This window comes from Myxococcota bacterium (assembly GCA_040387835.1).
Classification (GTDB): Bacteria; Myxococcota; UBA727; order UBA727; family JABDBI01; genus JAZKCZ01.
In genome coordinates this window covers 299,871-325,752 of record JAZKCZ010000002.1, presented here as the reverse complement: position 1 = coordinate 325,752, position 25,882 = coordinate 299,871, and the positions used below count along the sequence as shown (strand labels likewise).

The following is a 25,882-nucleotide window of genomic DNA, read 5'->3' as shown; positions in this document are numbered from 1 at the left end:
TAGGCAAAGCGTTGGAGTGTCATGGCAACCGCAAGAGATACGCTATTACAAGAACTTCTCCAACTGCTCGGCGCCCCTCACACAGAAAGGTCAGAAAGTATCCTTCTATCGGTATTGGATAGATTCAGGATCCAGTCGAAATCTGGCCCCGATAATAAAAAAGGAACGGCAAGGGAACTGATCCTGTCTCAACTTCATGAGCTATGGGAAAATGCGGCAAAAGAAGAGCTCTCCCACGGCATCGGGCAAGTGATTCATCAATATCGCATGCAGCTTAAGCAGGGCGGCGAGAAAAAAAATGAGTCCAAAGAGAAAGCAAAAGTGGTATCTACTAAGGTCTTACCTGTAAAACAAAAGGTTGAGCCTTTAGCAGGTGGCCCTCAAAAGCGGCAACGCGTGCGAGGAGAGTGCCCTAAGTGTCACAGCATGGGTGTCGTTTTGGCTAGGTCTTATAGTGGAGATGAATATTTTTCTTGTATCTATTGCGGCTATCAAAGCCACCGCGCGGCGATGGACCTCGAATTCGATTTGCCTTTGGCAGCAGAGCTGCTCAATCGGCGTTTCGATGATAAAGACGGCTCCCAAGGCCACTAGTATCCATCTTCTGGCGCTTTGCTTCATGCTCAGCGCCTGCCAATGCGCCACAAAACCAGAAACTTTATTTTTTACGACGCGTCTGCAGGGCACCATCGCCCCCTGCGGCTGCACGATGGACCCCTTAGGAGGCATCGATCGCCTAGCGGCTGTGGTGAAAGAAACACCCGGTGCCACTTTCTTGGATGTCGGTGAACGACTCTTAGATCCGAATCACCACTCTGGTTGCGAAGATCCAGATAAAAAAGAGGTACTGCTGACAACGCTCAAAAGGCTCGGCATCCAAGAAACTGCTTCCGACGGCTCAGGTGTCTCCTATTTTCAAATGGGCAAAGTTAAAATCGCCCTTTCTGCGGTCCCCAAAACGCAATTGGAGACTTTGAAATTAGCAAAGCCCGATCTACTCATCTGGGGTGGTGCTACCGCCGACGCCCTGTTAAACCCGTTTCAACTTGCAAACGGCCTGTGGGTATTTTCCGCAGGCTCTCAAGGCCAATATCTCGGCAAGCTAGAATTTTTTAACACCGATCAACAAAAATCTGGGCCTTTAGAGCTAGACACCCGTAGTTTCAAACGAGTGGCCGAAATCGAAATTATTAAAAAGCGCATCGATGCTTTGAAAGCCAAACCGCCGAGTGGATTTGTGACCGCACGAATTGACTCGGCACAAAGCGAGCTAAAAGCTTTGGGCAGCATTAAAGACACGCCATTGCCCGGCCCACACATGCGATTTAGCTCCATCACCATTAATAGAAACATTAAGCCTGACCCTGAAATCACCGCGATGGTGTTGGCATATGAAAAGAAATTACCCGAGAGATTAAACGCCTGCGAGGGTCAGATCGATTGTCCTAAACCCATCCCAGGACAGCCCGTGTATGTAGGCGCCGAAAGTTGCAAAACTTGCCACGCGCCGGCTTACGAATTTTGGCAAAAAGCCGTCGTTAAGGTTAAAGCGAAAAACCAAGCTGGCAAAATGATCGACCGACTCAGCGGTCACTCGATCGCTTGGAAAACTTTGCAAGATGCCAATAAAACCTTGGATAGAAACTGTATCGGTTGCCATAGTGCTGGCTTTATGGAGCCGGGCGGATATTGCAAAGCCAAAGATGTTGACCCTTTCAAAAATGTTCAATGCGAATCCTGCCATGGCCCGGGAAGTCTCCACGTGAAAGCGGGTGATAGAACAAAAATAAGACGCGCCGTCCCGGAGAGCCATTGCCGCTCCTGCCACCATGTGCCGCACATCCCGACCGAAGCATCGTTTGTGTATGAAGAAAAGCTAAAAGTGATTTTAGGCCCAGGGCATGGCGAATCGCTCTTGTTACGCCTGCGCAAGTAAGTTAAGGAGAGCGGTTGTATGGCCTTTGTAGTAACTGAAAATTGTCAGCGTTGCCGTTTTACGGATTGTGTTTCCGTTTGTCCTGTGGACTGTTTCTATGGTGATGAAGGGCAGCTTTACATCAATCCCGACGAATGTATCGATTGCGGTGCCTGCGAGCCTGAGTGCCCGGTGAATGCGATTTATGATGAAGCATCGATCCCGGCCGAAATGAAGCCTTGGATTAAGATTAACGCTGAGAAAGCTTCGCAGTGTGCGAATATTACCCAAAAGCAAGACCCACTGCCTACAGCTGAAGCCCGGAAAGCCGAGCTCGGTCTTTAACTTCAAAAACATCCGTGACGGAGGGGAGCTTTTTAATGTCCTCACGTGCGATCTTCCAAGCCTGCTGGACCATCCACGACAAACTTCGGTCTTGGCGACTGGCTTCTAACTGCATTTCAGCCAATAGGTTTTCAGGGATGTAAAGAGAGCGCTTTTTCTTACTCGGCGTCGCCATGCGCGCAAGCCTAAAGGAAAGCCCCAATCAAAGTCAACGATGATCAAGCTTTATGAGACGCTCAATGGCTTCTTCTATTATTTTCATGTCTGTGCCTGGATTTAGGGAAAAGCGGATGGTTGAGCGTGCTTCTTCGGCAGTGAGGCCCATCGATAACAGCGCCGGGCTTGGCTCAGGTGCCAGCGCGCTGCATGCGGATCCAAAACCAACGCATACGCCTGCGGCGTCGATTGAAATTCTTAACGCATCGCCATTAACGCCTTTTAGTGTAATAGCCGATGTGTTTTGTATGCGTGGACCGCTCTTAGGCGTTCGGCATGCAAAGGGCCAAGCTGCCAGCAAAGTGGTTTCTAGATAATCTCGCAAAGGCTCAAGTTGGTTATTTGCCTCACGCATTGCTTCGATTTCAGCTGCCGCCGCTCCAAAGGCACAAATTAGGGGCACTGCCTCTGTGCCAGGGCGCAAATTTCCTTCTTGGCCACCACCGGTCCAGGGGGCTTTTAACCGTTTAGCATTACCTCTGAGCAGCACCGCGCCAGATCCTGGATAACCACCAATTTTATGCGCTGACGCCACCATCGCATCGACCCTCTTGGGCAACGGCGATAAGCGGCCCAAGGTTTGCGAAATATCCGCTACTAAAATCGCATTTGGCGAGGCCTGATTTAGAATCATGTCCCAATCGGTGATTAAGCCGGTTTCGTTATGTGCAGCGGTCGCGAAAACCAAATCGGCTTCTACGATGCTTTGGGCTTTAATTAATTGACCATTTTCGATGGCTCTGGCTAAAGGCTTTGCCAGGGAAGGATGCTCTAAGCTCGTGCTCCATACTTTAAGATTGCCCGTGGCAATTGCGGCGTCAACTAACCAACGATTGCCCTCACTCGCGCCAGAAGTAAAAAATATCTCCTTTTCTTTGCCCCCCATCGCAATGGCGACATGAGCACGTGCGATATCGAGCAGACGCCTGGCATTTCTGCCCAGGACATGGGGCGAGGACGGGTTTGCATCCATCGTTAAGCTTTGGATTAATGCACTTTTTGCCTCCAAGGTAGGCACAAGTGAGGCATTTGCATCCAGGTTGAGAATATGCATAATCAAATACTGATGAGCAAACGCCAAAAAATCAATCTGCTTACCTGCTCTTTTTGCGGGAAAACGCAGCGAGAGGTGAAAAAACTCATAGCCGGCCCTGCTGTCTATATATGTAATGAATGCGTGGTCCTATGCGATGGCATTATGCATGAAGACGCGAAACCAGCACAAATAGATCAAATTCCTCTGCCGCCCCCTAAGGAAATCAAAACATTTTTAGACTCCTATGTGATTGGCCAAGAAGACGCAAAAAAAGTTTTGTCTGTGGCGGTTTATAATCATTATAAGCGCGTTAATTATCAGTCAGAGTCTAATTCGGTTGAGCTTCAAAAGAGTAATATCTTGCTGCTGGGTCCGACCGGAACAGGCAAGACCCTTTTGGCACAAAGCCTAGCGCGCATGCTCAAAGTTCCTTTTTGCGTAGCCGATGCGACTACTCTCACAGAAGCTGGCTATGTGGGCGAAGATGTCGAAAATATCCTTTTACATCTCATTTCTGCCGCAGATGGCGATATTGCCAAAGCCCAAAAAGGCATTGTCTATATTGATGAAGTAGACAAAATCTCCCGCAAAAGCGAAGGTCGCATGGCAGTGCGCGATGTTTCCGGCGAAGGCGTGCAGCAAGCTTTGCTGAAATTAATCGAAGGCAGCAAAATTTCTCTCTCCTCCAAAGGTGCGAAGCGTTTCGGCCAGTCCGATTCCAGCTTGCAAGTGGATACCAAGAACATCTTGTTCATTTGTGGCGGTGCTTTCTCCGGATTGGACGGAATTATTAAAAAGCGCATTGGCCGTCAGCAAATCGGATTTGAATCTAAGCCGCCTCATACCGGGCCGGATGCTCTTAAGGAAGTAACGACCGAAGATCTGATTCTCTTTGGCCTAATTCCCGAATTCGTGGGCCGCCTACCGGTGGTAAGTGCGCTTTCCGAAATATCCGAAGCCGATTTATTAGAAATTTTGCAAAAGCCAAAAAATGCATTGGTCAAACAATATCAAAAGCTCTTCGCCATGGAAGGCGTCGATTTGCACTTTACCGAAGGTGCGCTCAGAGCAGTCGCTCACAAAGCGGTGCTCCGCAAAACCGGCGCTCGTGGTTTGCGTGCGGTGCTAGAAGACGTGATGCTCGATGTCATGTACCAAGTGCCTTTCTTGGATGGTATCCAGGCTTGCACCATTACGGAAGAGCTGATTCGTGAAGGCGCTGAGCCTGTTTTAGAATTCGCTTCCGAAATGCCCGAGCTGCAAGTCGCTACCTGACCCAATTCTTTGTTGAAAAGGTGAGCCCGGCGGACAATGTGTCAAGGATCCTGCCAAGGCGTCCAGATAAATGGCGATTGGCAGATCAGCGTTTGCTTTCGGCCCGATGGTCTCAACCTTGACCCCTTTTGGCAAATAATTCATTAAAGCGCATTCTTGGTAATCCACCGTGGGTTGATTGGAAAATGCCAGCAAGTCTTCACCGGCTAAGTTTTCCATCTTCTTCCACGCTTCGATGGTCGAAACAGTGGTCGGCCTGCCCAGTAAGCCATCCGCGTGTCTAATTTTTGGCGCATCTACCCAAAGCTCAGGCAGGCTATCTAGGCCAACCGGCTTGGGCGTGTGCGCCCATATGTGCCGCAGCAGCTGGGTTTCGTTGCTTCCGTCCGCCCTGGAAAAAGGCTGATCGATTTCGCCAAAATCCCGATCTCCTGTTAGGAAAACCACTTTTTCAAATCTGGTTCCTTCATTCCAAATGCGAATGAGATAATTAACGCGCTCTTGCATTTTTGGGGCAGTGGCGCCGAGCATCACGGCGCTTGTATAAAAGCGCTTTTGGGGGAAGGTCGCGTCTTTAAGTCCAAGTTCAGTCAGGCTCTTTAGAATGCGATCTCGGTCCCAATTGGGGTCGTCTTGAAGCTCCCAACGTTCTTGTCCACTGGTTCGCTTAAAGGTTTTGAGCTCATGGGTTTTAAGTTCATGCTCTAGAGACCTCAGTGGGTGATGAGCATGGCACCCTGTGAAGAATATGAGTGCGAAGGCTGGAATTAAGCGCATGGTCCTTACGCTTTAACAAGCCAAGGCTGTTTTAGCAAATCGTGCGCTGATGCTGGCTTACAGAAGTAATACCCCTGTCCGTAATCGATGCCAATATCTCTGGCTGCTTCAAATTCGGCCTGCGTTTCGATATTTTCTAGCACCGTTGGGATTTGTAGCTTATGTGCAATTTCTGTCGTCGCTGCCAATAAAACTTGTTTAGTTTTATCTGATTCAAGATTGCGACAGAACACGCCAGCAATCTTCAGATAATTGGGCTTTAGGTCGTACAACCATTGAAGATTCGCAAACCCAGTTCCAAAATCATCGAGTGCGATTTCAAAACCGAGATTTCTTAAATGGTCCAGATTTTCTAAAAAGAGCTTAATGTTTAAAATGCTTTGCTGCTCGGTCAATTCAAAAACCAGCTGATTGGCCTTTAATCCTGAGCTCTCACTGAGATCTAAAATCTTTTCAACAAATTGAGGATGCGTTACCGAGCGGGGTCTTAAGTTAACAAATAACTTTTGTAAGCCCGGTACGAGCTTCGCCTCTTTGAAAGCAGACTTCAGGCAAAAAAGATCCGTTTCAAGCAAATGTTCTTTGCAGGCTGCGTAGGCAAATAAAGTTTCCGGATCCCAAAGCGGCAAATGCCTTGGCGGCCTCGCCAGACTTTCTAGGCCCAAAACTTCATTCGGCCGGTTTAGATTAATAATAGGCTGCAAAAGCGCTGCTACTTGGTTTTTGGCGATGAAATCTTCCAGGCGTTCAAAGTGTCTGACGAGCCCTGGTTTGCTAGAATCTTGAACGGTGTCTAGGTCCAGCTGCTCTAATATGATCTGCACGCCAACTTTTTCAGCTTGCTCAATAATCTGTTGATCGCAGCCTTCCGCTAAGCCTACCAGGATGGTTTCAGGATAGTTGGTGGAAATATGGTGCACCAGGGACAAACCCAGCGGCAGGTCGACGACCAAAATATCGAACGGTCCTTGCGAGAGCAAGGCCAGGGCTGCTTCAGGCTCTTCGCATGTGACAATATCGAGCCCTTCTTGGCTCATGGTCTGAGCAAGTCTGCTGCTCGTCATGGAATCTCTTACGACGAGAACGACGCGTTGGCATTTTTGTCCCACAAGTCCCCACTCGACCACAAAACCGCTGGCTTTACAAGCCCTTCAATTCTTGCAGGCGATCTTTGAAAAATTGTTCGCTTGGAGCGCCTTCTACAGCCGTTTCGTAAAGTTTAACCGCCAGTTTCGGTTGGTTATCGAGTAATAAATATTGTGTTAAAGCAATATATGCGGGAAAAAATAAATTGGCATTTTGAATGCATTTGAGCAAAGTCATTATCGCTTCGCCGTGGCTACCCTTTGCCGTTTGTATTTGCGCGAGTTCAAATAGTACCAGCGGGCTTAAAGGGCTAAAACGCAGCGCTTTATGGATGGCTTCTTCCGCGGCAACCAATCTGCCAGTTGTCCGCAGAATTATCGCCATGTTGTAGTAAATACCTGGATCTCGCGGCAACGCCTGAGAAGCAATGGCCAGAGCGCTGAGCGCTTCCTCGAAAAAGCCCCTTTGAGCATAATAAACGCCTTCCAACGCGATTAATATGGGATAGTTTTGTAGCTGCGATTCTGCTTTCTCAATCAGCTCTGAAGCCATTTTCAAATCTGCACTTTCTAAAGCAGCCTTCAAATTTTTAATTTCAGCGCGCATCTATTGTAATCTAGCACATATGGTTAATCCAGTTGGTGGTTCAAACGCAATTTCTGGCAATCAATACACGCCAGCGCAAATCCAAGCGCAGATGGATCTAAACGCCGGGCAAGAAGCCTTAACAAAGGCGCAAGATGCAACGCAAGGCAAAAGTCCTAACTACGAGGTCGCCTTGGAGGCCTATGAGTCTGCGCTAGCGTCATATCAATCAGCCGGTAAATTAGACCCAGCATTGGTTCCAGGCCTTAAGTCGACCATAACGCAGCTCCAAAATTATATCCCACAACTAAAAGGCCAGGTTGATCTAGATAAAGCCGATGCTGCACAGAAAAAGAACGACGTCGAGGGCATGCTTCAATGGTATACGCAAGCCGCAAAAGATGACCCCGCCCTGGCGCCGCAATTGCAAAGCACCATCGACCAGTTGCGAGGTCAAGTCGACTTCCAGAAGAACCAGTGGCCTCAAATCGTCGCAGCTCTAAAGGAAGCGCAAAATCTTTCTCAGCCTCAAGAGGGTGGGGTTGCGCCAGACCCCGCTGCAGCGGTTGACACTTTGCAAGGCATCTTAACGCGCTTTCCCGATCTCAGTAAATATCAGGATTTATCCATTGTCTACGCGCCCATGGCCCAAGACCAAGCGTCTATGGCAATGTACCCACCTGATCAAACACAAGGCAATCCCAGCCGCGCCATCCAAATTCTGCAAGACGCTGTTGATGCGCACCCTTCCATTTTGCAGCAAGATCCATCGATCTATTATCGCATGGCTCAATACGCCTGGGCGAGCGGCAACATCAATCAAGCGCAGCAGCTATTTGGGGAGTTCGCGCCTTATCAAGCCGCCTACGAACAAGCCTACCAAGACACCGCTGGCCCAGCGCAATTTCGCCAAGAATTAAGCTATAGTGCCAACGCTGTCATGTCGAACTTCCAAACCTACGCGGCCAATTGGATTTCGGACCATATAGGCGGCAGCAGCAATTGGTGGCAAAACAATGTCCTGTCTGGCCTATCCGGTATTATGTTCAATACCGATGGCATGAACGAAATCAATGCCAAATACCGCGGCGGAAAACACCCAGCCCTCTACCACACCAAGATCGAAGGCAGCTCGAACGCGGTCAAACAACTTGATGAGCAAATCGAGAGTCTGCAGCAGCAAAGAAGCAGAGAAAGCGATCCAAAAAAAATTGAAGATATTGATGGCCAGCTGCAACATGCGATGCTTGAAAGAGGTCAGGCTTTGGAAGCAAGAAAGCAGGACGTACGCGTCAGCGAACCTCTAACCGCTGATGGAAAAGCTAATCCGCACGAAGCCTGGCGTTCTAGCCGAGATGGGATGGATATCAAGCGTGATACCTTTACCGGTGACGCTCCGGATATAAAAAACGACTCGGGCGAAACAATCGGTAAAGGCCAAGGTGCTGCTGAGGATCCATCGGGTCCTGGCTTTTGGGGTTTAGGCGCGACGTTGCAACAGGCCTCGGCACACTACAAATCATTCGCGAATTTCTCTGCGTCAAATCCATTGGTGCTGGAAAGCGGCGGCACTGGTCTTAATGATCATAATATTTCCGTGACGGGGGGCATGAATCTATTCAATGCCGAAGCTCGAACCTTCAACATGGTCTACGGGGGTGGTACTGGCGCAGGCCTGGGTATGCAAGCGATGTATGGTGGACAAGCACGCGCAGACGTTTTCGATGAGCAATATGCATTGAACTATGCCGGCGGTGACACCAGTATTGGTGGGCAGAATTTTTCTGTGAATAGTAACAACGCGTTGGCAACCGGAGGTGCACAGGAACAAGCTGCCGTCGGTGTTCAAGGCGATGCACACGGTGGCTTGGCAGTAGGCACTCACGGGCTCCATGCTGGGGCCAATGCCGGTGCATTCGCTGGCGCGCAAGCATCAGGCCAAGTGTCTGCAAACGTTTTAGGCCAAGGTGGCTTTGCTATGGCACAAGGTTGGGCCGGCGTGGGCGCGAAATTAAACGGTAACCTAGCTATCGGGCCAGGCGGCGTTCACTTTGATTTAGGAATTGGTGCCGCGTTGGGCGTTGGTGGGTATGTTCAGCTGTCTGGCAACGTTAACTTTTTGGCAATGGGCCAAGATTTCGCCGCGATTTACGGAACAGGAAATCATAATTTTGTTAATATGTTGGGGCGTGCAGGGGAGCTTGGTTCAGATGCTCTATCCTCAACCGCTGACATGGTCAGCAATGTAAGCGGCAGCTTGAATACATTGATGGGCGGCGCGCAAACTTATTTTGCTGATAACGCAGTCAAAAATATTGACGCCGGGGGCGTAAAAACCTTGGAAGGAATCGGAGAGGGCATCGGTGAACTAGGCACGGATTACGCGGATACCATTGTTGCGCCGGTGTTAAGTGTTGCCGATGAGTTGGGTGGCGTCGCCTCTGAAGTTGGTTCCGATTTCGCCAAAGGTGAAGTGGGCAAAGGTCTAAAAGAAGTCTTTAAAGGCGGGGCGGATGCGGTTTACGATGCTGCTAAAGATGTCGGTAAAACGATCGGCCACGCGATCACAAACTTCTTCCATGGTTGGTGATTAAGCCAAGTTGCTGTTAGCGAAATCCCAGTTCACCAGCTGCCACCAAGCTTCGACGTATTTGGCGCGCGCGTTTCGATAATCAATGTAATAGGCGTGTTCCCAAACATCGCAGGTTAAAATCGGCTTTTTGCCGACTTTGATTGGGCAACCAGCGTTAGAAGTTGCTTCGATAGCAAGCTTGCCTGAAGCGTCTTGAACGAGCCAGGCCCAGCCTGAGCCAAATTGACCTGTAGCAGCTTTATTAAACTGTTCTTTGAAAGCTTCGAAAGAACCAAAATCTGCAGCAATTTGTGCGCCAATTTTGCCTTGAGGCTCGCCGCCGGCTTTGGGCGCCATGCTGTGCCAATAGAACGTATGATTCCAGACCTGAGCTGCATTGTTAAAAATGCCGCCACTTTGAGTTTTGATCAACTCTTCTAAGCTTTTGTTCGCAAGCTCAGTGCCTTCAGTAAGATTATTTAAATTGGTAACGTATGTTTGGTGATGCTTACCGTGGTGGTAATCTAGCGTTTCGCTCGAAATATGGGGGGCTAATGCATCTTTGGAATAGGGAAGTTCAGGTAGTTTAAATGTCATGAATCAAATCTCCAGGGGCCAATGCGAGTGGGTTTGTCTAAAGAGCTCGACAGTTCTTTTAAAAACGCTTCTCGTGGCCAGAATGTGGCTCCAAAGCGAGCCAGGTGTTCGGTATAGGCCTGGCAATCGATAAAGTCAAAGTCCCAACGCTGCAGTTGATGCACCAGCTTGACAAAGGCGATTTTCGAAGCGTCGCCTTCATGAGCAAACATTGATTCGCCGAAAAAGACACCGCCCAACGATACGCCGTATAGGCCGCCGACCAAATGGTCTCCACGAAATGCTTCGATGCTGTGGGCAAAGCCTTTTTCGTGCAGCTGCGTGTAAGCTTTAATAATATCGTCACGTATCCAGGTGCCGTCTTGCTCCGGCCTTTGCTCACTTGAGCACGCATGAATAACATCGCTGAAGCAAGTGTCCATTCGAATGTTTAGGGCAGAAATCTGAATCGCCTTTTTCAAAGACTTGCCAATGTGAAAGTTGGCGAAAGCCAGTACGAAGCGTGGGTTGGGATTGTACCATCGGATGGGTTCATCACCAGTCGGCCAAGGGAAAAAGCCTCGGCTGTATCGTTTGATGAGCATGTCAGGGGTCATTATAATTTAAAGAATAGCAGACACCTTCCAAAGGTTGAAGGCTCTTAGGAGGATCGTTTATGTTAAAAACAATATTAAGTTCCCTGCTCATCACTGGTGCCGCGTTTGCAGCTGTGCCGCCAATGAATGAAAATATGCGGGCGTCGTTTGCTAACTCGATTTTTGAAGGGAAAGTGCTCAAAATCGAGACGGAATCAGTGGGTTCGATGCGAGATGAAGAATTCGAAGACACGCATTATTATGCCAAAATTCAGGTTACCAAAGTGGTAAAGACTGATTTGGTTGGACGCGATATGCCTAAAGAAGTGACTGCCACCTATTGGAAAGTTGCCCAAAGGCCGCGCGGATGGACCGGTTCTCAAGGACAAAATTCCAAGATGAAAGTGGGCGATAAGGTTCGTATTTATGCAAATCGTGATGACAAAATGGTTTTTCACGTGTTGCAACCAAACGGCTGGGTAGATTTGAGCGTATCTGACCTATAACTAGTGACAAAGGGGTTGCAGCGCGTGCGCTGTTTCCCTAAGTAGTTGGCATGTCCTTCTATTTCTTAGCGCCTATTGCCATAGGTGTAATGAGTGTTCTCCAAAATACCTTAAATAAACAACTCAGCCAGCAATTTGGTATTGCCATGGTTTTGTTAATCAATGCGTTTGTTATTTTACTGACCGTCGGCGCGCTGCTTGCCTTCGCGCAGAATTTCCCCGAGCGCGTTGGCGGGTTTATCGCGGGAAATGGTACGCCGTTTCAATTTAAGTGGTGGTATATTTTCCCAGGCCTGTTCGGCTTTTCGGTTATCTTTGGCATCCCGGTTTGCATGAACCAGATTGGCGCCTTGGCCGTGTTTATTTCGTTCGTAACCGCGCAGGTGGTGACGTCCTTGGTCTGGGATGTTGTCGTGGACGGCATGCCATTAACAATGACTAAATTGGTAGGCGCTGCGATTGCTTTGGCCGGGGTGATATTGGTTGCCAGATGACAGATTCAGGGCGCGTTGTCATTGCTGGTGCAGGAACGGGTAAAACCTATACGCTGGTTCAGGCTTATATCGAGTGCCTAAAAAAGCATCGACCTTACGAGATATTGGCCATCACCTTCACGCAAAAAGCAGCGGCAGAAATGCGCGCTCGCGTTATTTCTAAGGTCCAAGAGCTGGGGATATCCCCCAGAGGTTTACTCTCTGCGCCTATTTGTACTTTTCATGCACTGTGCGCACAGATTGTGGGTGATGATATCGGCGAGTTCGAGTTGCTGTCGCCGATTGACGATGAAAAGCTATGTTTCACCATTGCTGAACAAGTGATTCTTTCAAAGCTCGAAAGCGGCCGAAGCGATATTGGTCGTTTAATCGCACGCTTTCAGATCAGAGGCTTTGGCGATTCTAAAGGCTTGGCTGATACGCTGGTATCGCTCTTGCCTGACATAAGAGAGCAGGGTCTAGAGCCGATGGATTGTGGTCTCGCGGGCATCGCCGGTGACATCGATATTAAAAGCTGTCTCGGCGAAATCAGGCAAAACTACGAAGCGTTTTGGAATTCGAAGTTAAGCGATGGCGCACGTGAAAAACTCGTAGGCTTCTTGTCTGACCTAGACGTATTTACCGCCATCGATATGAGCAGTGAGCCCGCTTTTAGCGTAGCTTTTAGAGATATGCGGGCCAGGCTTGCCGGTCGCTTTGGCGACACCGCTCTGCGTGGCGCTTTAATCGATTCTGTTTTGAAGCTCGGCGCTGCGTTATGCGGACAATATACTAGACCGGATGCTGAGGCGATTCGAGGCTTGCTGGCTGATTATGCTGAGCGCATGGACGAGCATAAAATGGCTAATCGCGTGTTTGGTTTTGGCGATTTGTTGGTCTTGTCCAAACGTATTTTGACGCGCACCGATAGCAAGTTCAAGTTTGTACTGGTCGACGAATATCAAGATACCAGCCCCATCCAAGAGCAGTTGGTGAGATTGTTAACTAGGCAAGCTGAGCTATTTATCGTGGGTGATCCTAAGCAAAGCATCTATGGATTTAGAGGGGCTGATGCCAGTGTTTTTGATCGCGTATCGGGCACTCGCGAAAGTTTAACGCTTTCTAGGCGCTCGGGCGGGGCGGTGATTGAGCTTGTGAATTTGCTCGCCAAAGCAACATTACCCGATTTCGGCGACGAAGACATGCTTGAATCGATGCACGAGTATCATGGCGAAGCTGGCGCCATTTGGGGCGCAAAATGGGCCGAGGATGTGCAGAGATTGATTGCGTCTGGCAGTTACCAACCCAGCGATATTGTTGTGCTGGTCAGGCGCATCAAAACGGCATGGCCCATGGCTGCAGAGCTACATGCCTTGGACATTCCCGCACGTGTTTACGGGGGGGAAGGTTTTTACTCCCGGCAAGAGATTTGCGATTTTGCCGCAGCTTTGTATTTTTTGATTGAGCCGACAGCGCCGTTGCCCAAATTAATTTTAATGCGCTCGCCTTTTTGTCAGTTGCCCGATTCGGCATTGGTTGACTGGGAGCATCAGACAATGCCCCCGATTTTTGATGAGTTGCGTGGTTTACTTGGTACGCTAAGAGTGGCTGAAATCATCGATCGATTGCTAATCGATGGCGGATACGCAGTGGCTATGCCTGCAAGCCAACTGCCTAATATTCTCAAGCTGAGGACTCTATTAATAGATGTGCTTGAAAACTACGATGTCAAAATTCGAGATTTGTGGAGCAAGTTAGACAGGCCTCCCAAGGAAGGCTTAGCGGAAGCTTTCGGCAGCAGTGAACAAGCGGTACAGATTATGACGCTGCATCAATCAAAGGGCCTAGAGTTTCCGGTTGTAATTTTAGCCGATTTGGCGAGTACGCCACCGAGTGATTCCGATGCCATCGTATTTGACCCAACCGTTGGTCTTGCTGTAACGCATAAAAACAGGCCGTTAGCGCTATGTGCCCCACAGACAAGTGACGAGAAGAAGAAATATCCAGCGCCCATCGATTTGGTACGGCAAAGAAAGCGCCAAAAGGCGGACGCTGAACTGCCACGGCTATTATATGTAGGCGTTACTCGCGCCAAGCACGCTGTCTATATTGTTGATTTAGAAGAGGCCGACCGCGGTTTAAGCTTAATGCGTCTGGTGAAACAGGGCCGCGAGTCTTCTCAAACCACTTTCGAAAAACTTATGCCTGTGCGCCGCCCTGAACGTTCATAAAAGCGATGGGCGTTAGGCCAATCTGGCTGAAGCCATGATTGAACCGCTCCGAAAGGGGCGTTTTAAAAGCTATGTCTTCGAAAAAAGGTGTGTGCAAATAAGTGCCATGCTTAAGCTCGCGTTCGAGCTGACCCGGCCCAAAACCCATATAGCCAAGAATTAGATCGAACCTGCCTGTGACTTCGCCCAAAGCGGCACGTTCTAGTAACTTTTTGGACGGCGAGAGCGACACCGTATCGGTAATATAAAGACCTTCATCTAAAGGCTGACCCGCTGCGTGCTCATATAAAAGAAAGCCTGAGTTTTTGGAAACAGGCCCACCCCATAAGACCCTACGGTCGGGGATTTGAGGCGTAATCGATAGATCCATCATCAGCTCATGAAACGAGAGCTGCGTCTGCCTGTTCAGCACAAATCCCATGGCGCTATCGTCTTGGTGCATGGCCAAGAGCATGACGGTGTCTGGTAGAGACAAGAGCAGGCAAGGTGCAAGTGAATGGAACATGAGTGCATGTTAGGACAAAATCTGTTAACCCTGCAACCATGGACATCTATTCAATTTGGGCTCAAGCGGACAAGACCAAGCAGGATATCTTGCAAGTCATTGCCAGAGAGTGGCGTTCCTTTTTGGAGGCGCTCTTAGCTGATTCAACTTTGGAAATTCATGCCAAAATCAAATTGATTCCAGCTGAGAAGAAAGGCCTCAAAGTGGAAGTTGTATCCAATAAAACCTCATTAAATAAAGACCCCAAAAAGAAAAAGAAATCGAGCAAAATTTCATGAAATCATTCAGTTTCGGCACGCATGCCGTTTCCGCTATTCTCAAATTTCAACCCAGCAGAGCCATTAAGCTATGCATTCAAGAAGGCGGGGAAAAAGATAGCGCGGTGGCGGATGCTAAAGCTGCCAGAATTCCCGTGGAAACCTGGACGCGTAATAAGTTCAAGGACCAGTTTGGCGTAGACGCTGTGCATCAAGGCGTCGCCTTAGAAGTCCGCCCGTTTCCCTATGTGGATTTGAGCGATGTGATTGCCATGGAGCCGACCTTATGTGTGGTTCTGGATAGTATCGAAGACCCCAGAAATCTAGGCAGAGCTGCCAGAGCAGCCTTCGCCATGGGCGCGCAGGCGCTGATTATCCCAAAAGATCGCGCGGCCGAAGTGACTGCCACAGCTGAAAAAGCTGCCGTTGGGGCACTGTCTCGCATACCCGTCGCTCAGGTCACCAACCTGAATCGCGCGCTCGAAAGTCTTAAAAAGGCCGGCCTATGGATTATCGGCACCAGCGATAAGGCGAAAGTGCCAACTTGGAAATGCGATTTGACCAAGCCAGTGGCTTTGGTCGTGGGCAATGAAGAAAAAGGGCTTAGGCCGCAAGTGATGGACAACTGCGATGAGCTTTTGCAAATCCCGATGCAGAGCAAAGATATGAGTCTGAACGCCGCAGACGCGCTAACGGTGCTTCTATATGAAGTGGTAAGGCAACGCGCTTCGCTTTAAAACAGCTCGCTCGAATCTACGCTAAGGCCGCCTGCACTGGTGAAACCTTTCCATGCAGTCTGGCAGTTGCCTGACACCTGGACCACCGAGCAGACTGGGCCGCCGGAGCAATATTCCAATGCGCGGCATTGCGTGACCGACAGTAGGTTCGTCTTATCATTATAGTTGCAGTCATTGGTCAACGCGTTGAGTTGGCCGCTGGTGTAGGTGGAAATCTGATTGTCGGTGCAGCTGGTCTGTCCGCTCTTAAGACAGTTTTGATACTTACATTTTTGATAACTATTATATTGGTCGATGATTTGAATGGGGGAGGGTGCAGGCGCATCCGAGCAGTTTACGGACAATAGGATTGCTACCAAACCAAGAATTGTTTTCATGCTTATCACTTTACCTTAAACAAGCTATGAACACCTCCAAATGAACCCCAAATTTTTATTAGCCATTGAATCCAGTTGTGATGATTGTGCTGTGGCGATTTTAAATTCTGAAGGAGATGTGTTGGCTGATGTCATACACTCCCAGATAAAGCCGCACTCGCCTTTCGGCGGCATTGTGCCTGAACTTGCTTCACGCCAGCACTTGGCGCGCATTGCTTTGATGGTCGATGCTGCTTTGAAGCAGGCGGCTTTGCAGCCAAATCAAATCGAAGCTATTGCGGCCACCAACCGACCTGGGTTGATTGGTTCTTTATTGGTGGGCGTGCAATTTGCCAAAGGATTTGCACAGGCAATCGATATTCCGATTTTGGGTATTCATCATATTGAAGGTCATTTGCTTGCTGGGTTTGGGGAGCCGGATTTCCCAAAGCCACCTTTTATTGGGCTAATTGTCTCGGGCGGTCACTCGGCTATTTATCTGGTGGATGAGGCGTATCATATCACCACACTAGGGCAAACACGCGATGACGCCGCTGGTGAGGCGTTTGATAAGATTGGTCGTATGCTGGGCTTGCCTTATCCCGCCGGCAAAGAAATAGATGCATTAGCACAGGAAGGTGATGCACAACGTTATGCTTTCCCGATTGCTTTTAGATCTAAAGAATCGCTTGAGTATTCTTTTTCGGGCTTAAAGACCGCGGCTAAATTGATGATTGAAAAGCTGGCATTGAATGAGCAGGAGAAGAAAGACTTTTGCGCTAGCTTGCAAAGTACCATATCTCAAACGCTGCTTGCGAAGGCCAAAATCGCTTTGCAGCGCCATAATGTTGATAAATTGGTGATTGGCGGTGGTGTCGCTGCGAACTCTCGCATTCGGGCGGACGCTGAAATCTTGCGCGCCGAGGGCTTTCATGTCTATTTGCCTGAAAAAAAGCATTGCACGGATAATGCTGTGATGATTGCCAGGGCTGCTCTAAGAAGGTTTAAACTGGGCGAGGAGTCGGGACTGGATTTACCCGTCAGGGCAAGTTCTGCTTATTAATTGCTGGACTTTTTAGGCAGTCAGACATAGAAAGCCAACCACGATGCAGTGGCGATTCAAAGGGCGATTCTGGATGGCGCGGCTTGGCTTTTTAGCCGTCTGTGCTTATTTAACGGCAAGCACGGTGAATCTTTGGGTAGGTCATCGGATTTCCAAGTCGTTATCGGCAGATGTCGCTGCTAAACCAAAAGTAAAGCCTTTAGCTCTGGGACCAACTCGCGAAAAACGCGATTTTGCGAGTGCTGCTAACCGCAATATGTTTGGCTCTAAACGTGAAGCTATTTCTCTTCTTGAGCTTAACGACGTTGAAAGCAGTGGTAATTGGGAGGATGCAGTGCCTACGACTTTGGGTGCCAGGTTAATCGCAACCGCCGTATTTATTTTCCCTCAATACTCCTTGGCGTCCATTGAAGCTGGCGGCAACGTCCAGTCGTATTCTGTCAACGAATGCCCAACCGATAGCGCGCCGATGGATCCGCTGTTTATCGATATTTTGGGACCTTCCGTGGCAGCGCCGCTCGCCCCTTGCAATCGATTACTGGATGCTGCGACCATTAAGCGAATTGAAGAAGACCGCGTGATTATTTTCAACGAAAATGCGCGGCGTTATGAGTATCTTGCGCTACATGACGGCTTTGTGCCGGTGGCCCCAAGCCGAAAGATATTCGCGCCGCCAACCAGTTCGGACAATCTCGGCTCAACTTTACGAAAAGTAGGCCAAAATAAATTTGAAATTGAAGCCAAAGACTTTGACGCCACCATGGGTAACCTCTCGCAATTGGCCACGCAGGCTCGTATTGTCCCGGCATTTGAAGACGGTAAATCGGTTGGATTTAAGCTGTTTAACATTGCACCTGGCTCACTTTACGCGAAAGTTGGCCTTCAAGACGGTGATATTATCACCAAGATAAACGGCTACGAGTTGAACAGCCCAGACAAAGCTCTGGAACTTTATCAAATGCGTTCAACCGCGAGCCAACTTAATATTGACTACAAACGTGGCGGTACCTCAACCTCCACCGAAATCGCTATTCAAGGTCGCCCAAGATAATGATGAAGATGAAAAAACATATGTGCAGGTTTTTAGCTCTGATTTTTTTCTCACTAACCGTGAGCGCTCAACAGCAATTTGGTCCTCTTCCCGACGATGAACTGCCCATCGCGCCGCTCCGTGGTGAGGATATCCCGCCACCGCCTCGTCCTATGGGCAGGGACAGTGGACGCCCGGCCAGGTCCGCACAAAGAAACGCTAATAACAATGATATTGCTAAGGTCGTGCCCACCAAGTGCGTCAGGCCCAAAGGCAAATTTCCGTGGAACCTGGAAAAAGCCAAGCTGTCCGATTTAGTGGATCAAGTTAGCCGCTTAACTTGCCGTAACTTTATTATTGCCAGCGGTGTTAAGCCTTCCCAAGAAATCTCGATTATCAGTCGCACGCCGATAACTGTGGATCAAGCATGGCAAGCATTCCAATCCACTTTGGAAGCCAACGAGCTGAGCCTTTTCAAGACTGGCGATTATTACAAAATTATCAAGCGCGTTGATTCGCCCCGCCAGCCGATTCCTGTGGTCGATGAAAAAGCCACGTTGCCAAATGATGAAGGCATGGTGACCTATCTATATGATCTAAAGCACCTAACCAAAGACGTAGGTCAATCCTTGGTCAAAGGCTTAATCTCCAGAGTCGGCGATGTCATTGTCGTTGGTGAAACTTTCTTGGTTATCACTGACGGTTCATCCAACATTCGACGCGTGATGAAGATTTTAGCTGGCGTAGACGTCTCAGGCGCCGCCAACCGCATCCATATTGTTGATTTGGTTCACGCAGACGCCGTCCAGATTCAAACAAAGCTGAACGATATTTTCACCGGTGGTAAATCAAACGATAATAGCAGGCCAAGATCTCCCTACGATGATTTCGGCCCGCCAAGAGCTCGGGGTGCAGCAGCTGGTGAGAACTTCTCGCTACAGAAAATGATCGCCGATGAGCGCACCAACAAGCTGATCATTATCTCGTCCGATAAAGCCTTCGACCGAATCAAAGACATGATCGACGTGTTGGACGTACCATCTAGCGGCGCATCTTCCAAAGGCGAAATCTACGTTTACCATTTGAAGAACGGTGATTCGAAGAAAATCGCAGCGACTTTAACTGCCCTTTTACAAGGCGTTAAATCTGGTCGAGCGGGTAGCCAGCCAGGCAATTTCGGCCGTGAAGAAGTCCTGGAAGGCGATACCAAAATTAGCGCTGACGAGGCAACCAACTCGCTTGTAATCGTTGCTAGTCCTAGAGATTACAAAACCGTGGTCAAGGTTATTGCGAAGTTAGACCGTAAACGCATTCAAATATATGTTGAGGCCGCCATTATGGAAATCACTGTGTCTGATAATAAAGACTACGGTGTAGGGGCATTCGGCGCTATCCCTGTTGCGGGAGCAGGGGTTGGAATATTGGCCACAGGTGCAGGTGAAAAATTAGCGAAAGACATGTTTACGGCCATTGGAGCGTCACTTGCTCCAAACGGTGGTGGCGCTACTGCGGCCGCAGCGCAAGGCCTGGCTCCCTTTCTCAGCACGCTGGGATTTGTAGGCTCTGGGCAAACCCTCAATCTGAACGGACAAACGATAACCGTTCCTGGTGTTGGAGCAATACTTAAGCTTGCTCAGCAGTATTCGAACGCGGATATCCTATCGACACCCTCGCTCATGACCTTGGACAATGAAAAGGCCGAAATGTCAGTTGGTCAGAGGATCCCGACGATTAGTGGTGCCTCCACGATGGGCCTGGGCACAGGGGCGGGCGGCATCGGCATTCCACTTCAAAACGTCAAATATGAAGAACCTAAGTTGAAGTTTACCATCACGCCGCACGTCAACGACGACAACATGGTACGCATGGAAATTGAGCAAGATGTCAGCGACGTCGGTGAGCAAGTTCAGCTACTAGGATCGACCCAGTATAAATTTAGCACCAAGACAGCGAAAACCATTGTGTCGGCGAAGGATCAACAAACAATCGTACTTGGTGGATTGATTAGCGAAAGCTATAGCACCAGCGAGACAAAGGTTCCGTTTCTGGGTGACATCCCGATTCTAGGTCACTTATTTAAGACGACTTCCAAAGTTAAGTTTAAGAAGAATTTGATGCTCGTTCTAACGCCTTATGTAATCCGCGATGATGCCGACCTTCGTAAAATCTACGATCGCAAATCGCAGGAACGTGAAGAATTCGGTAAGCTCTACTTCGGTAACAAGATTACTACTTTCGATCCACACGTAGACTATGAAAAGAAAGTCGGTCCGGTAACTGCTTTGATCGACCAAGTTAAGGAAGAAATGGCTAAAACGGAGAATGGTGGACCCGGTCTTCCCGGTGAAACCTTGATCGAAGCGCCGGCGGTTCATGATGATTTGGAAAAGCACAAAGTGCAAACTCTTGATTCCTCACTGCCTGTTGAAGCGCCTCCATCTGAAACGCCAGCGCCAACACCCCTGCAGCCAACGGAAACGGTGATCATCGACCAGCCTCCTATGCAGCTGCCTGAACCCGCTCCCATTCCGGTCACGCCATGATGAACGACAAACCATTTTGGGGAAAGCCATTAGGTGAAGTGGTTAAAGCGTTGTTTGGTGTGACCGAAGGTCAGCTCACGCACGCACTGACTTTGCAGAAAGAAAAAGGCGCTCGCCTGGGTGAGATGTTGGTGACTTCTAAAGTACTAACAAACGTTCAGTTGGCTAAGGCTTTGGCGATTCAGTCCGATTTACCTTTTATTGAATCGATTGATGTTGAGCAGATCGACCCAGATCTTTTGCGGCCGATTCCGATCACTTTCGCCAAGCAGAATCGCATTCTGCCGATAGGTTTAACGCCTCAGGATCACATTCGTTTGGCGTGTTTCGACCCATTCGATATGGGCGCTTACGATGAGCTTCGGCTTTTGTATGGTAAAGAGCTAGATCTCGAGATTGCGGCGCCTGAGTTGATTATCAACTCAATTAATAAGTCTTACGATCGGTTGATCCGGCAAGCCGAAACCGCGGTCGCCGAACTTGAAGAATCAAGTGATACCGAAAGCCTCAAAGGCGGCTTGGAAGACGAAGTCGTCGATTTGCTCGATATCGAAGGCGATGACGAAGCGCCGATTATCCGCTTGGTTAACTCACTCATCAGCCAGGCAGTGAAAGATAGGGCAAGTGATATTCATGTTGAGCCTTTTGAACGCGATTTAATCGTCCGTTTTCGCATTGATGGTATTTTGTACGAGATTATTAAGCCGCCCAAGCGTTTTCAAAACTCGATTATCTCGCGTTTGAAGATTATGGCGGGCCTGAATATTGCCGAAAAGCGTCTGCCTCAGGATGGCCGTATTCGGCTTAAGGTTGCGGGTAAAGATTTTGACGTTCGTGTGTCCAGCGTGCCGACGGGTTATGGCGAGCGCATCGTCATGCGTCTGCTCGATCGCTCCAGCGTGCTACGCAGTTTGGAAGATATTGGTTTTTCGGGTCGAATTCTGAAGTCTATCGATCAAATCATCCATTCTTCGCATGGCATCTTTTTGGTTTCGGGACCTACGGGTTCTGGGAAAACTTCGACTTTGTATGGCTGCTTGTCTAAAATTAATAAGCCCGAACTGAACATCTTAACCATCGAAGATCCGGTTGAATATCAACTGCCGGGTGTCGGTCAAGTCCAGGTTAATACAAAGATCGACTTAACGTTTGCGAGTGGCCTGAGAGCTTTCTTGCGTCAAGATCCAGACGTCATCATGGTTGGTGAAATTCGAGATAGAACCACCGCTGAAATCGCCGTACAGGCTTCGTTGACGGGTCACTTGGTGTTTTCAACCGTTCATACCAACGATGCGCCAGGCGCGATCAGCCGATTGGTTGATATGCAGGTTGAGCCATTCTTGGTCGCGAGCTCTTTAATGGCCGTGTTGGCGCAACGCTTGGTCCGAACCATTTGCCCCGATTGTAGAGAAGAGTATGAACCACGCGCCGAAGAGCTTCTGGAAATCGGACTTGATCCCAAGACTGTGAAAAAACTTTGGCGCGGCAAGGGCTGCGGCAACTGCCAAAATACAGGCTATTTGGGCCGGCTCGGTATTTTCGAGTTGATGCTTGTAGAAGAGAATATCAGACAGCTGATTTTGCAGAATGCCGATTCAGCGACCATTAAGAACAAAGCCAGAGAGCAGGGCATGGTCACGCTTCGAGAAGATGGCGCCCAAAAGGTGCTGGCTGGTATTACGACTTTAGAAGAAGTCACCCGTGTCACGCGTGAAGAAAATTTGGTGGTAGAATAAGATAATATGCCTGTTTACGAGTACAAAGGTTATGGTGCGGGTGGCAAAAGCGTCAAAGGCATTCGCGATGCTGACGGCGTTAAATCCCTGCGCATGCTCCTGCGGAAAGAGGGCATTTTGGCAACGGATGTTACCGAAGCGGCTGTAGGCGCGACGCTAACCAAACCCGGCAAGGGGTTTTTAAAACAGACCATCCGGTTAGATTCGTTTTTTGGTCGCATCAAGCTGCAGGATATTGCTTCGACCACTCGGCAAATGGCGATTTTACTGCAAGCCGGTGTGCCGCTGGTTGAATCACTCACCGCTCTTTTAGACCAAATCGAGAACGAAAAGTTAAAGCGGGTCTATTCAGAGATTCGATCGAATGTGAATGAAGGCTCCTCGCTCGCGAATGCGATGGAAAAGCACAAGATTTTCAGCTCAATCTATATCAATATGGTGAGAGCTGGTGAATCTTCAGGCGCTTTAGAAGTCGTTTTGGAGCGCCTGGCTGATTTCATGGAAAATCAGGCCCAGCTGCGCGGCAAGATTTTAAGTGCCATGGCCTATCCGGCGGTGATGGCGCTGGTTTCGGTGGTTATCATGGTGATGATGCTCACCACTGTGGTACCGCGCATCTCCCAGATATTTTTGCGGGCCAAAGTGAAATTGCCGCTCATGACCCGAGTGCTGATTACCGTTAGTGATATTTTGAGCGGTTTTTGGTGGCTGATTTTGATCGTGGCGATTGGCGCTGTATATGCTTTTATGCGTTGGAAAAAAACGCCGAAGGGCAGGGCTAAATGGGACAACTTTAGGATGCGGGTGCCTCTTTTAGGTCCGGTCACGCAGTTGATTGCTGTCGCTAGATTTTCAAGAACGCTATCGACTCTGCTTGCCAGCGGTGTTCCACTGCTGAATGCCTTGCAAATTGTACGAAATATCGTTTCCAACGATGTGCTGGAAAAGGCCATTGATTCCGTGCGCGAAGCCGTTCGAGAAGGGGAAGACATTGCGACGCCTTTAAAGCGTAGTGGTGTATTTCCACCCATGGTGACGCATATGATTGCCATTGGCGAAAAATCGGGCCAACTCGAAACCATGCTGACGCGCATCGCGATTGCCTATGAACAACAAGTGACACTCAAAGTCACCACTTTAACCAGCCTTTTAGAACCTCTGATGATAGCATTCATGGGTACGAGTGTAGGTTTTATTGTGTTTGCGATCTTGACACCCATTATGCAAATGAATCAACTTGTTAAATAGTAGGAGATGAATATGAAAAGTGCTGTTAGAGGATTTTCGCTGATTGAGATCATGATCGTGATGGCTTTGATCGGTTTGATTGTGGCCGGTATAGCGGTGGCGGTCTTTGGACAAATGGAAAAAGGTCAAAAAAGTGCTGCCCGTACGGAAGCAGCTGGTTTGGCCCAAAAATTGGTAATTTACAAAGCTGAACGCCGAAAAGCGCCGGATTCTTGGGAAGATTTGATTAAAAATGGCGATGTGGAAAAAGCGCCGGTAGACCCGTGGGGCAACGAATACCGTTTTGTTTGCCCAGGCACACATAATGCAAAGAGCTGCGACGTCGTGTCGAACGGTCCGGATGGCCAGCCAGATACAGAGGATGACGTTGGCAACTGGGACGACTAAACGAGGTTTTACCCTTCTCGAAATTATGATCGTTTTGGCCTTGGTGGGTATCTTCACGGCCATCGCGATTCCGACATTTCGATCGATTACGGGCAGTAAGCTGAAAAGCTCTGCCAACCAGATGCTTGGGCTGATTCGGGACACCTATGCCCGAGCATCTCTATCAGGCAAGACTGCGCGCATTGTTTTCGACTTGGAAACAAATGAATATTGGGTCGAAGAATCGGCCGACAATGTGATCGTGAAATCGCAAAAAGAAGAAGAAATTGAGCAGGAAGAACGTGAGCGAGATCCTGAAGCTGTTAAAAATATAAAAAACCCTGATTTTAAAGCAGTCGAAGACGAGCTGGGCCAAAAACAGAAATTGCCCGAAGATGTTTATTTTAGAAGCGTTTGGATCGATAGGTTTGAAGAGAGGGTAACCAAGGGGCAGGTGGCTTTGTACTTCTTTCCCGATGGTTTTACCGAAGAAGCCCAGATTGTCTTGTCGGATGATCCCGCAGGCAACAGACTCTATGATCTGATCGTTGAGCCTTTGACCGGAACTGTGTTGATTGAAGACCATGAGTTGCCCATTGAAAAGATATAGGGGCCATCGTGGGTTTTCTCTCATGGAAGTCATGATTGCGATGGCGATTATGGGCTTGTCATTGATTTACCTGTTCGAGGCGCAGGCTCGGTCGATTCGACTGGCTGCGAAGGGCAGAGCTTTAAACATTGCAACGCAGTTGGCCCGGGAAAAACTTGTCGAATGCAAGTACGACCTACTCAAAAAGGGCTTTACCGTAGGCGACTATTCGAGCGAGGGAACTTTTGCAGAGGAAGGTCAAGAAGACTACCGCTGGGAGTGTCATGGCGTGAGGTTTAACATGCCACCGCCAAGTCCTGAGGCCATCACCAAAGCCATGAAAGCCCAGGGCAAAGACCCCAATCAAATGGGCGCTGAGTTTGGGGCCAATATGCTCGCGCCATTTTTTGGGCTTGTTTCAACCACGTTGGGAGATTCAATCCGCGAGCTGGTATTAATCGTTCGCTGGAAAGATGGCGAAGTGGACGAGGATTTGAAAGTTGTTACTCATGTGACGGATTTAAAGCCTATTTCTGCGCTAGCAGCCATGCTGCCTGATACCGTCGGTGGTATGCCTGGTCAGCAAAAACCGCAAAGTCCACCAAGCAACCAAACAGGTCCTGCTGGGATGGGTAAGCCATGAGAGCTTTCTCGCTCATAGAAATCTTAATCGCCGCTGCGCTGCTTGGCATGATGGGCGTTATCTTGATGTCCAGCCTGACATCGTCTATCGATGTAAGAGATAAAGCTGAGGGCATTTCGGGCAGACATCACTTAATTAGACAGGCTCTGTCTCGCATGTCTTCTGAAATTAGCATGGCCTACGTGAGCACCAATCGAAACCCTAATCTGGTGATGGATACGCAGTTTAAAGGCGAGAAAAGCAGCGTCGGTTTTGTGGCTTTTGGAGGTTTGCAACATCGCCAGGATGCTAAAGAAAGCGGTGAAAGAGAAATCACTTACTTCTTAAAAGATGGTAATTTAATGCGCCGCGAAAAAGAAAATCCAGGCAGAACTCTCTTTGAAACCGGCAAAGCGCGCCTAGTGTGCCCTAAAGTTGATGGCCTGCTGTTTAAGTACTGGAATCAGACGACCAGCGCCTGGGACAGTCAATGGAAAACCGAGGGCAAACCCGTTGCTGACATGAGCCTGCCGTCTCGGGTTCGCATTGAGCTCACCGCTAAATTGAACGAAGACGAAATTGAAAAAATTACCACGGAGACAGAGATTTGGCTAACCACCCCAATCTTTCTAGGCCAGTGA

The 25,882-nt window shown here is 49.0% G+C and carries 28 protein-coding genes; 19 read left to right on the top strand and 9 right to left on the bottom strand.

Going from position 1 to position 25,882, the window contains the following annotated elements:
* The first annotated feature begins 21 nt into the window (after positions 1–21).
* From V4534_04270 to V4534_04260, 3 genes are read left to right on the top strand one after another with little or no spacing between them, the layout of a single operon-like run.
* Positions 22–594, top strand: coding sequence for a hypothetical protein (locus tag V4534_04270; protein ID MES2504075.1), 573 nt, complete (start codon positions 22–24; stop codon positions 592–594).
* Positions 566–1,936, top strand: a complete 1,371-nt coding sequence (locus tag V4534_04265) for a cytochrome c family protein (GenBank protein ID MES2504074.1) — start codon at positions 566–568, stop codon at positions 1,934–1,936. Before V4534_04270 ends, V4534_04265 begins: the two co-directional genes overlap by 29 nt.
* An 18-nt stretch (positions 1,937–1,954) precedes the next feature.
* Positions 1,955–2,260 (top strand): ferredoxin family protein, encoded by a 306-nt coding sequence (locus V4534_04260; GenBank protein ID MES2504073.1) that lies wholly within the window; start codon positions 1,955–1,957, stop codon positions 2,258–2,260.
* Here V4534_04260 and V4534_04255 read toward each other — a convergent pair.
* Positions 2,223–2,435 (bottom strand): TIGR04563 family protein, encoded by a 213-nt coding sequence (locus V4534_04255; protein MES2504072.1) that lies wholly within the window; start codon positions 2,433–2,435, stop codon positions 2,223–2,225. The two genes, V4534_04260 and V4534_04255, sit on opposite strands and share 38 nt — an antisense overlap.
* A gap of 33 nt (positions 2,436–2,468) precedes the next feature.
* Positions 2,469–3,530, bottom strand: a complete 1,062-nt coding sequence (locus V4534_04250; protein ID MES2504071.1) for an aminotransferase class V-fold PLP-dependent enzyme — start codon at positions 3,528–3,530, stop codon at positions 2,469–2,471.
* 12 nt (positions 3,531–3,542) lie between these two features.
* On the opposite strand from V4534_04250, the gene clpX reads away from it, so the two are divergent.
* Positions 3,543–4,787 (top strand): ATP-dependent Clp protease ATP-binding subunit ClpX, encoded by a 1,245-nt coding sequence (clpX, locus tag V4534_04245; GenBank protein ID MES2504070.1) that lies wholly within the window; start codon positions 3,543–3,545, stop codon positions 4,785–4,787.
* On the opposite strand, the gene V4534_04240 is transcribed toward clpX, so the two are convergent.
* The 3 genes from V4534_04240 to V4534_04230 form a co-directional block, all read right to left on the bottom strand.
* Positions 4,743–5,564, bottom strand: a complete 822-nt coding sequence (locus V4534_04240) for a hypothetical protein (GenBank protein ID MES2504069.1) — start codon at positions 5,562–5,564, stop codon at positions 4,743–4,745. The two genes, clpX and V4534_04240, sit on opposite strands and share 45 nt — an antisense overlap.
* A gap of 5 nt (positions 5,565–5,569) precedes the next feature.
* Complete coding sequence (locus tag V4534_04235; protein MES2504068.1) at positions 5,570–6,628, bottom strand: EAL domain-containing response regulator; 1,059 nt, start codon at positions 6,626–6,628, stop codon at positions 5,570–5,572.
* 76 nt (positions 6,629–6,704) lie between these two features.
* On the bottom strand, positions 6,705–7,256 hold the full coding sequence (locus V4534_04230) for a tetratricopeptide repeat protein (GenBank protein ID MES2504067.1): 552 nt from the start codon (positions 7,254–7,256) through the stop codon (positions 6,705–6,707).
* A gap of 19 nt (positions 7,257–7,275) precedes the next feature.
* Between V4534_04230 and V4534_04225 the strand changes: the two genes are divergently transcribed.
* The gene (locus V4534_04225) at positions 7,276–9,825 is read left to right on the top strand and encodes a hypothetical protein (protein ID MES2504066.1); all 2,550 of its coding nucleotides are present in this window, start codon (positions 7,276–7,278) and stop codon (positions 9,823–9,825) included.
* Here V4534_04225 and V4534_04220 read toward each other — a convergent pair whose 3' ends face one another.
* Positions 9,826–10,404: a superoxide dismutase gene (locus tag V4534_04220; protein ID MES2504065.1), complete on the bottom strand. Its 579-nt coding sequence runs from the start codon at positions 10,402–10,404 to the stop codon at positions 9,826–9,828. It abuts the gene before it with no gap.
* On the bottom strand, positions 10,401–10,988 hold the full coding sequence (aat, locus tag V4534_04215) for a leucyl/phenylalanyl-tRNA--protein transferase (GenBank protein MES2504064.1): 588 nt from the start codon (positions 10,986–10,988) through the stop codon (positions 10,401–10,403). The genes V4534_04220 and aat overlap by 4 nt, the downstream gene beginning before the upstream one ends.
* 71 nt (positions 10,989–11,059) lie before the next feature.
* Here aat and V4534_04210 point away from each other — a divergent pair, with 71 nt between their 5' ends.
* From V4534_04210 to V4534_04200, 3 genes are read left to right on the top strand one after another with little or no spacing between them, the layout of a single operon-like run.
* Positions 11,060–11,485 carry a hypothetical protein gene (locus tag V4534_04210; protein MES2504063.1) on the top strand — a complete coding sequence of 142 codons (426 nt, stop codon included), beginning with the start codon at positions 11,060–11,062 and terminating at the stop codon, positions 11,483–11,485.
* 50 nt (positions 11,486–11,535) lie between these two features.
* Complete coding sequence (locus V4534_04205; GenBank protein MES2504062.1) at positions 11,536–11,979, top strand: DMT family transporter; 444 nt, start codon at positions 11,536–11,538, stop codon at positions 11,977–11,979.
* The gene (locus V4534_04200; GenBank protein ID MES2504061.1) at positions 11,976–14,189 is read left to right on the top strand and encodes a UvrD-helicase domain-containing protein; all 2,214 of its coding nucleotides are present in this window, start codon (positions 11,976–11,978) and stop codon (positions 14,187–14,189) included. Before V4534_04205 ends, V4534_04200 begins: the two co-directional genes overlap by 4 nt.
* On the opposite strand, the gene V4534_04195 is transcribed toward V4534_04200, so the two are convergent.
* Positions 14,158–14,694, bottom strand: a complete 537-nt coding sequence (locus tag V4534_04195; protein MES2504060.1) for a YqgE/AlgH family protein — start codon at positions 14,692–14,694, stop codon at positions 14,158–14,160. The genes V4534_04200 and V4534_04195 overlap by 32 nt on opposite strands.
* A 38-nt stretch (positions 14,695–14,732) precedes the next feature.
* Between V4534_04195 and V4534_04190 the strand changes: the two genes are divergently transcribed.
* Positions 14,733–14,972 (top strand): hypothetical protein, encoded by a 240-nt coding sequence (locus V4534_04190; GenBank protein MES2504059.1) that lies wholly within the window; start codon positions 14,733–14,735, stop codon positions 14,970–14,972.
* Positions 14,969–15,688, top strand: a complete 720-nt coding sequence (rlmB, locus tag V4534_04185; GenBank protein MES2504058.1) for a 23S rRNA (guanosine(2251)-2'-O)-methyltransferase RlmB — start codon at positions 14,969–14,971, stop codon at positions 15,686–15,688. Before V4534_04190 ends, rlmB begins: the two co-directional genes overlap by 4 nt.
* Here the strand turns inward: rlmB and V4534_04180 are convergent.
* Positions 15,685–16,065 carry a hypothetical protein gene (locus V4534_04180; GenBank protein MES2504057.1) on the bottom strand — a complete coding sequence of 127 codons (381 nt, stop codon included), beginning with the start codon at positions 16,063–16,065 and terminating at the stop codon, positions 15,685–15,687. The two genes, rlmB and V4534_04180, sit on opposite strands and share 4 nt — an antisense overlap.
* 40 nt (positions 16,066–16,105) lie before the next feature.
* On the opposite strand from V4534_04180, the gene tsaD reads away from it, so the two are divergent.
* The 9 genes from tsaD to V4534_04135 are packed head-to-tail and all read left to right on the top strand — an operon-like array spanning position 16,106 to position 25,882.
* Positions 16,106–17,107, top strand: coding sequence for a tRNA (adenosine(37)-N6)-threonylcarbamoyltransferase complex transferase subunit TsaD (tsaD, locus tag V4534_04175; protein ID MES2504056.1), 1,002 nt, complete (start codon positions 16,106–16,108; stop codon positions 17,105–17,107).
* Positions 17,108–17,150: 43 nt separating this feature from the next.
* Complete coding sequence (gene gspC / locus V4534_04170) at positions 17,151–18,158, top strand: type II secretion system protein GspC (protein MES2504055.1); 1,008 nt, start codon at positions 17,151–17,153, stop codon at positions 18,156–18,158.
* Between the two features lie 8 nt (positions 18,159–18,166).
* Positions 18,167–20,680, top strand: coding sequence for a type II secretion system secretin GspD (gspD, locus tag V4534_04165; protein MES2504054.1), 2,514 nt, complete (start codon positions 18,167–18,169; stop codon positions 20,678–20,680).
* The gene (gspE, locus tag V4534_04160; GenBank protein ID MES2504053.1) at positions 20,677–22,416 is read left to right on the top strand and encodes a type II secretion system ATPase GspE; all 1,740 of its coding nucleotides are present in this window, start codon (positions 20,677–20,679) and stop codon (positions 22,414–22,416) included. Before gspD ends, gspE begins: the two co-directional genes overlap by 4 nt.
* Before the next feature lie 6 nt (positions 22,417–22,422).
* Complete coding sequence (gene gspF, locus V4534_04155) at positions 22,423–23,664, top strand: type II secretion system inner membrane protein GspF (GenBank protein ID MES2504052.1); 1,242 nt, start codon at positions 22,423–22,425, stop codon at positions 23,662–23,664.
* Positions 23,665–23,676: 12 nt separating this feature from the next.
* Positions 23,677–24,051, top strand: a complete 375-nt coding sequence (locus tag V4534_04150; GenBank protein MES2504051.1) for a type II secretion system protein GspG — start codon at positions 23,677–23,679, stop codon at positions 24,049–24,051.
* On the top strand, positions 23,969–24,640 hold the full coding sequence (locus V4534_04145; protein ID MES2504050.1) for a prepilin-type N-terminal cleavage/methylation domain-containing protein: 672 nt from the start codon (positions 23,969–23,971) through the stop codon (positions 24,638–24,640). The genes V4534_04150 and V4534_04145 overlap by 83 nt, the downstream gene beginning before the upstream one ends.
* Positions 24,615–25,262 carry a prepilin-type N-terminal cleavage/methylation domain-containing protein gene (locus tag V4534_04140; protein MES2504049.1) on the top strand — a complete coding sequence of 216 codons (648 nt, stop codon included), beginning with the start codon at positions 24,615–24,617 and terminating at the stop codon, positions 25,260–25,262. Before V4534_04145 ends, V4534_04140 begins: the two co-directional genes overlap by 26 nt.
* Positions 25,259–25,882 (top strand): type II secretion system protein GspJ, encoded by a 624-nt coding sequence (locus tag V4534_04135; protein MES2504048.1) that lies wholly within the window; start codon positions 25,259–25,261, stop codon positions 25,880–25,882. The genes V4534_04140 and V4534_04135 overlap by 4 nt, the downstream gene beginning before the upstream one ends.

Bases quoted from the DNA above. Each gene is read 5' to 3' on its own strand.
- V4534_04270 (MES2504075.1), top strand. From the start codon at position 22: ATGGCAACCGCAAGAGATACGCTATTACAAGAACTTCTCCAACTGCTC.
- V4534_04265 (MES2504074.1), top strand. From the start codon at position 566: ATGATAAAGACGGCTCCCAAGGCCACTAGTATCCATCTTCTGGCGCTT.
- V4534_04260 (MES2504073.1), top strand. From the start codon at position 1,955: ATGGCCTTTGTAGTAACTGAAAATTGTCAGCGTTGCCGTTTTACGGAT.
- V4534_04255 (MES2504072.1), bottom strand. From the start codon at position 2,435: ATGGCGACGCCGAGTAAGAAAAAGCGCTCTCTTTACATCCCTGAAAAC.
- V4534_04250 (MES2504071.1), bottom strand. From the start codon at position 3,530: ATGCATATTCTCAACCTGGATGCAAATGCCTCACTTGTGCCTACCTTG.
- clpX (MES2504070.1), top strand. From the start codon at position 3,543: ATGAGCAAACGCCAAAAAATCAATCTGCTTACCTGCTCTTTTTGCGGG.
- V4534_04240 (MES2504069.1), bottom strand. From the start codon at position 5,564: ATGCGCTTAATTCCAGCCTTCGCACTCATATTCTTCACAGGGTGCCAT.
- V4534_04235 (MES2504068.1), bottom strand. From the start codon at position 6,628: ATGACGAGCAGCAGACTTGCTCAGACCATGAGCCAAGAAGGGCTCGAT.
- V4534_04230 (MES2504067.1), bottom strand. From the start codon at position 7,256: ATGCGCGCTGAAATTAAAAATTTGAAGGCTGCTTTAGAAAGTGCAGAT.
- V4534_04225 (MES2504066.1), top strand. From the start codon at position 7,276: ATGGTTAATCCAGTTGGTGGTTCAAACGCAATTTCTGGCAATCAATAC.
- V4534_04220 (MES2504065.1), bottom strand. From the start codon at position 10,404: ATGACATTTAAACTACCTGAACTTCCCTATTCCAAAGATGCATTAGCC.
- aat (MES2504064.1), bottom strand. From the start codon at position 10,988: ATGCTCATCAAACGATACAGCCGAGGCTTTTTCCCTTGGCCGACTGGT.
- V4534_04210 (MES2504063.1), top strand. From the start codon at position 11,060: ATGTTAAAAACAATATTAAGTTCCCTGCTCATCACTGGTGCCGCGTTT.
- V4534_04205 (MES2504062.1), top strand. From the start codon at position 11,536: ATGTCCTTCTATTTCTTAGCGCCTATTGCCATAGGTGTAATGAGTGTT.
- V4534_04200 (MES2504061.1), top strand. From the start codon at position 11,976: ATGACAGATTCAGGGCGCGTTGTCATTGCTGGTGCAGGAACGGGTAAA.
- V4534_04195 (MES2504060.1), bottom strand. From the start codon at position 14,694: ATGTTCCATTCACTTGCACCTTGCCTGCTCTTGTCTCTACCAGACACC.
- V4534_04190 (MES2504059.1), top strand. From the start codon at position 14,733: ATGGACATCTATTCAATTTGGGCTCAAGCGGACAAGACCAAGCAGGAT.
- rlmB (MES2504058.1), top strand. From the start codon at position 14,969: ATGAAATCATTCAGTTTCGGCACGCATGCCGTTTCCGCTATTCTCAAA.
- V4534_04180 (MES2504057.1), bottom strand. From the start codon at position 16,065: ATGAAAACAATTCTTGGTTTGGTAGCAATCCTATTGTCCGTAAACTGC.
- tsaD (MES2504056.1), top strand. From the start codon at position 16,106: ATGAACCCCAAATTTTTATTAGCCATTGAATCCAGTTGTGATGATTGT.
- gspC (MES2504055.1), top strand. From the start codon at position 17,151: ATGCAGTGGCGATTCAAAGGGCGATTCTGGATGGCGCGGCTTGGCTTT.
- gspD (MES2504054.1), top strand. From the start codon at position 18,167: ATGAAAAAACATATGTGCAGGTTTTTAGCTCTGATTTTTTTCTCACTA.
- gspE (MES2504053.1), top strand. From the start codon at position 20,677: ATGATGAACGACAAACCATTTTGGGGAAAGCCATTAGGTGAAGTGGTT.
- gspF (MES2504052.1), top strand. From the start codon at position 22,423: ATGCCTGTTTACGAGTACAAAGGTTATGGTGCGGGTGGCAAAAGCGTC.
- V4534_04150 (MES2504051.1), top strand. From the start codon at position 23,677: ATGAAAAGTGCTGTTAGAGGATTTTCGCTGATTGAGATCATGATCGTG.
- V4534_04145 (MES2504050.1), top strand. From the start codon at position 23,969: ATGCAAAGAGCTGCGACGTCGTGTCGAACGGTCCGGATGGCCAGCCAG.
- V4534_04140 (MES2504049.1), top strand. From the start codon at position 24,615: ATGAGTTGCCCATTGAAAAGATATAGGGGCCATCGTGGGTTTTCTCTC.
- V4534_04135 (MES2504048.1), top strand. From the start codon at position 25,259: ATGAGAGCTTTCTCGCTCATAGAAATCTTAATCGCCGCTGCGCTGCTT.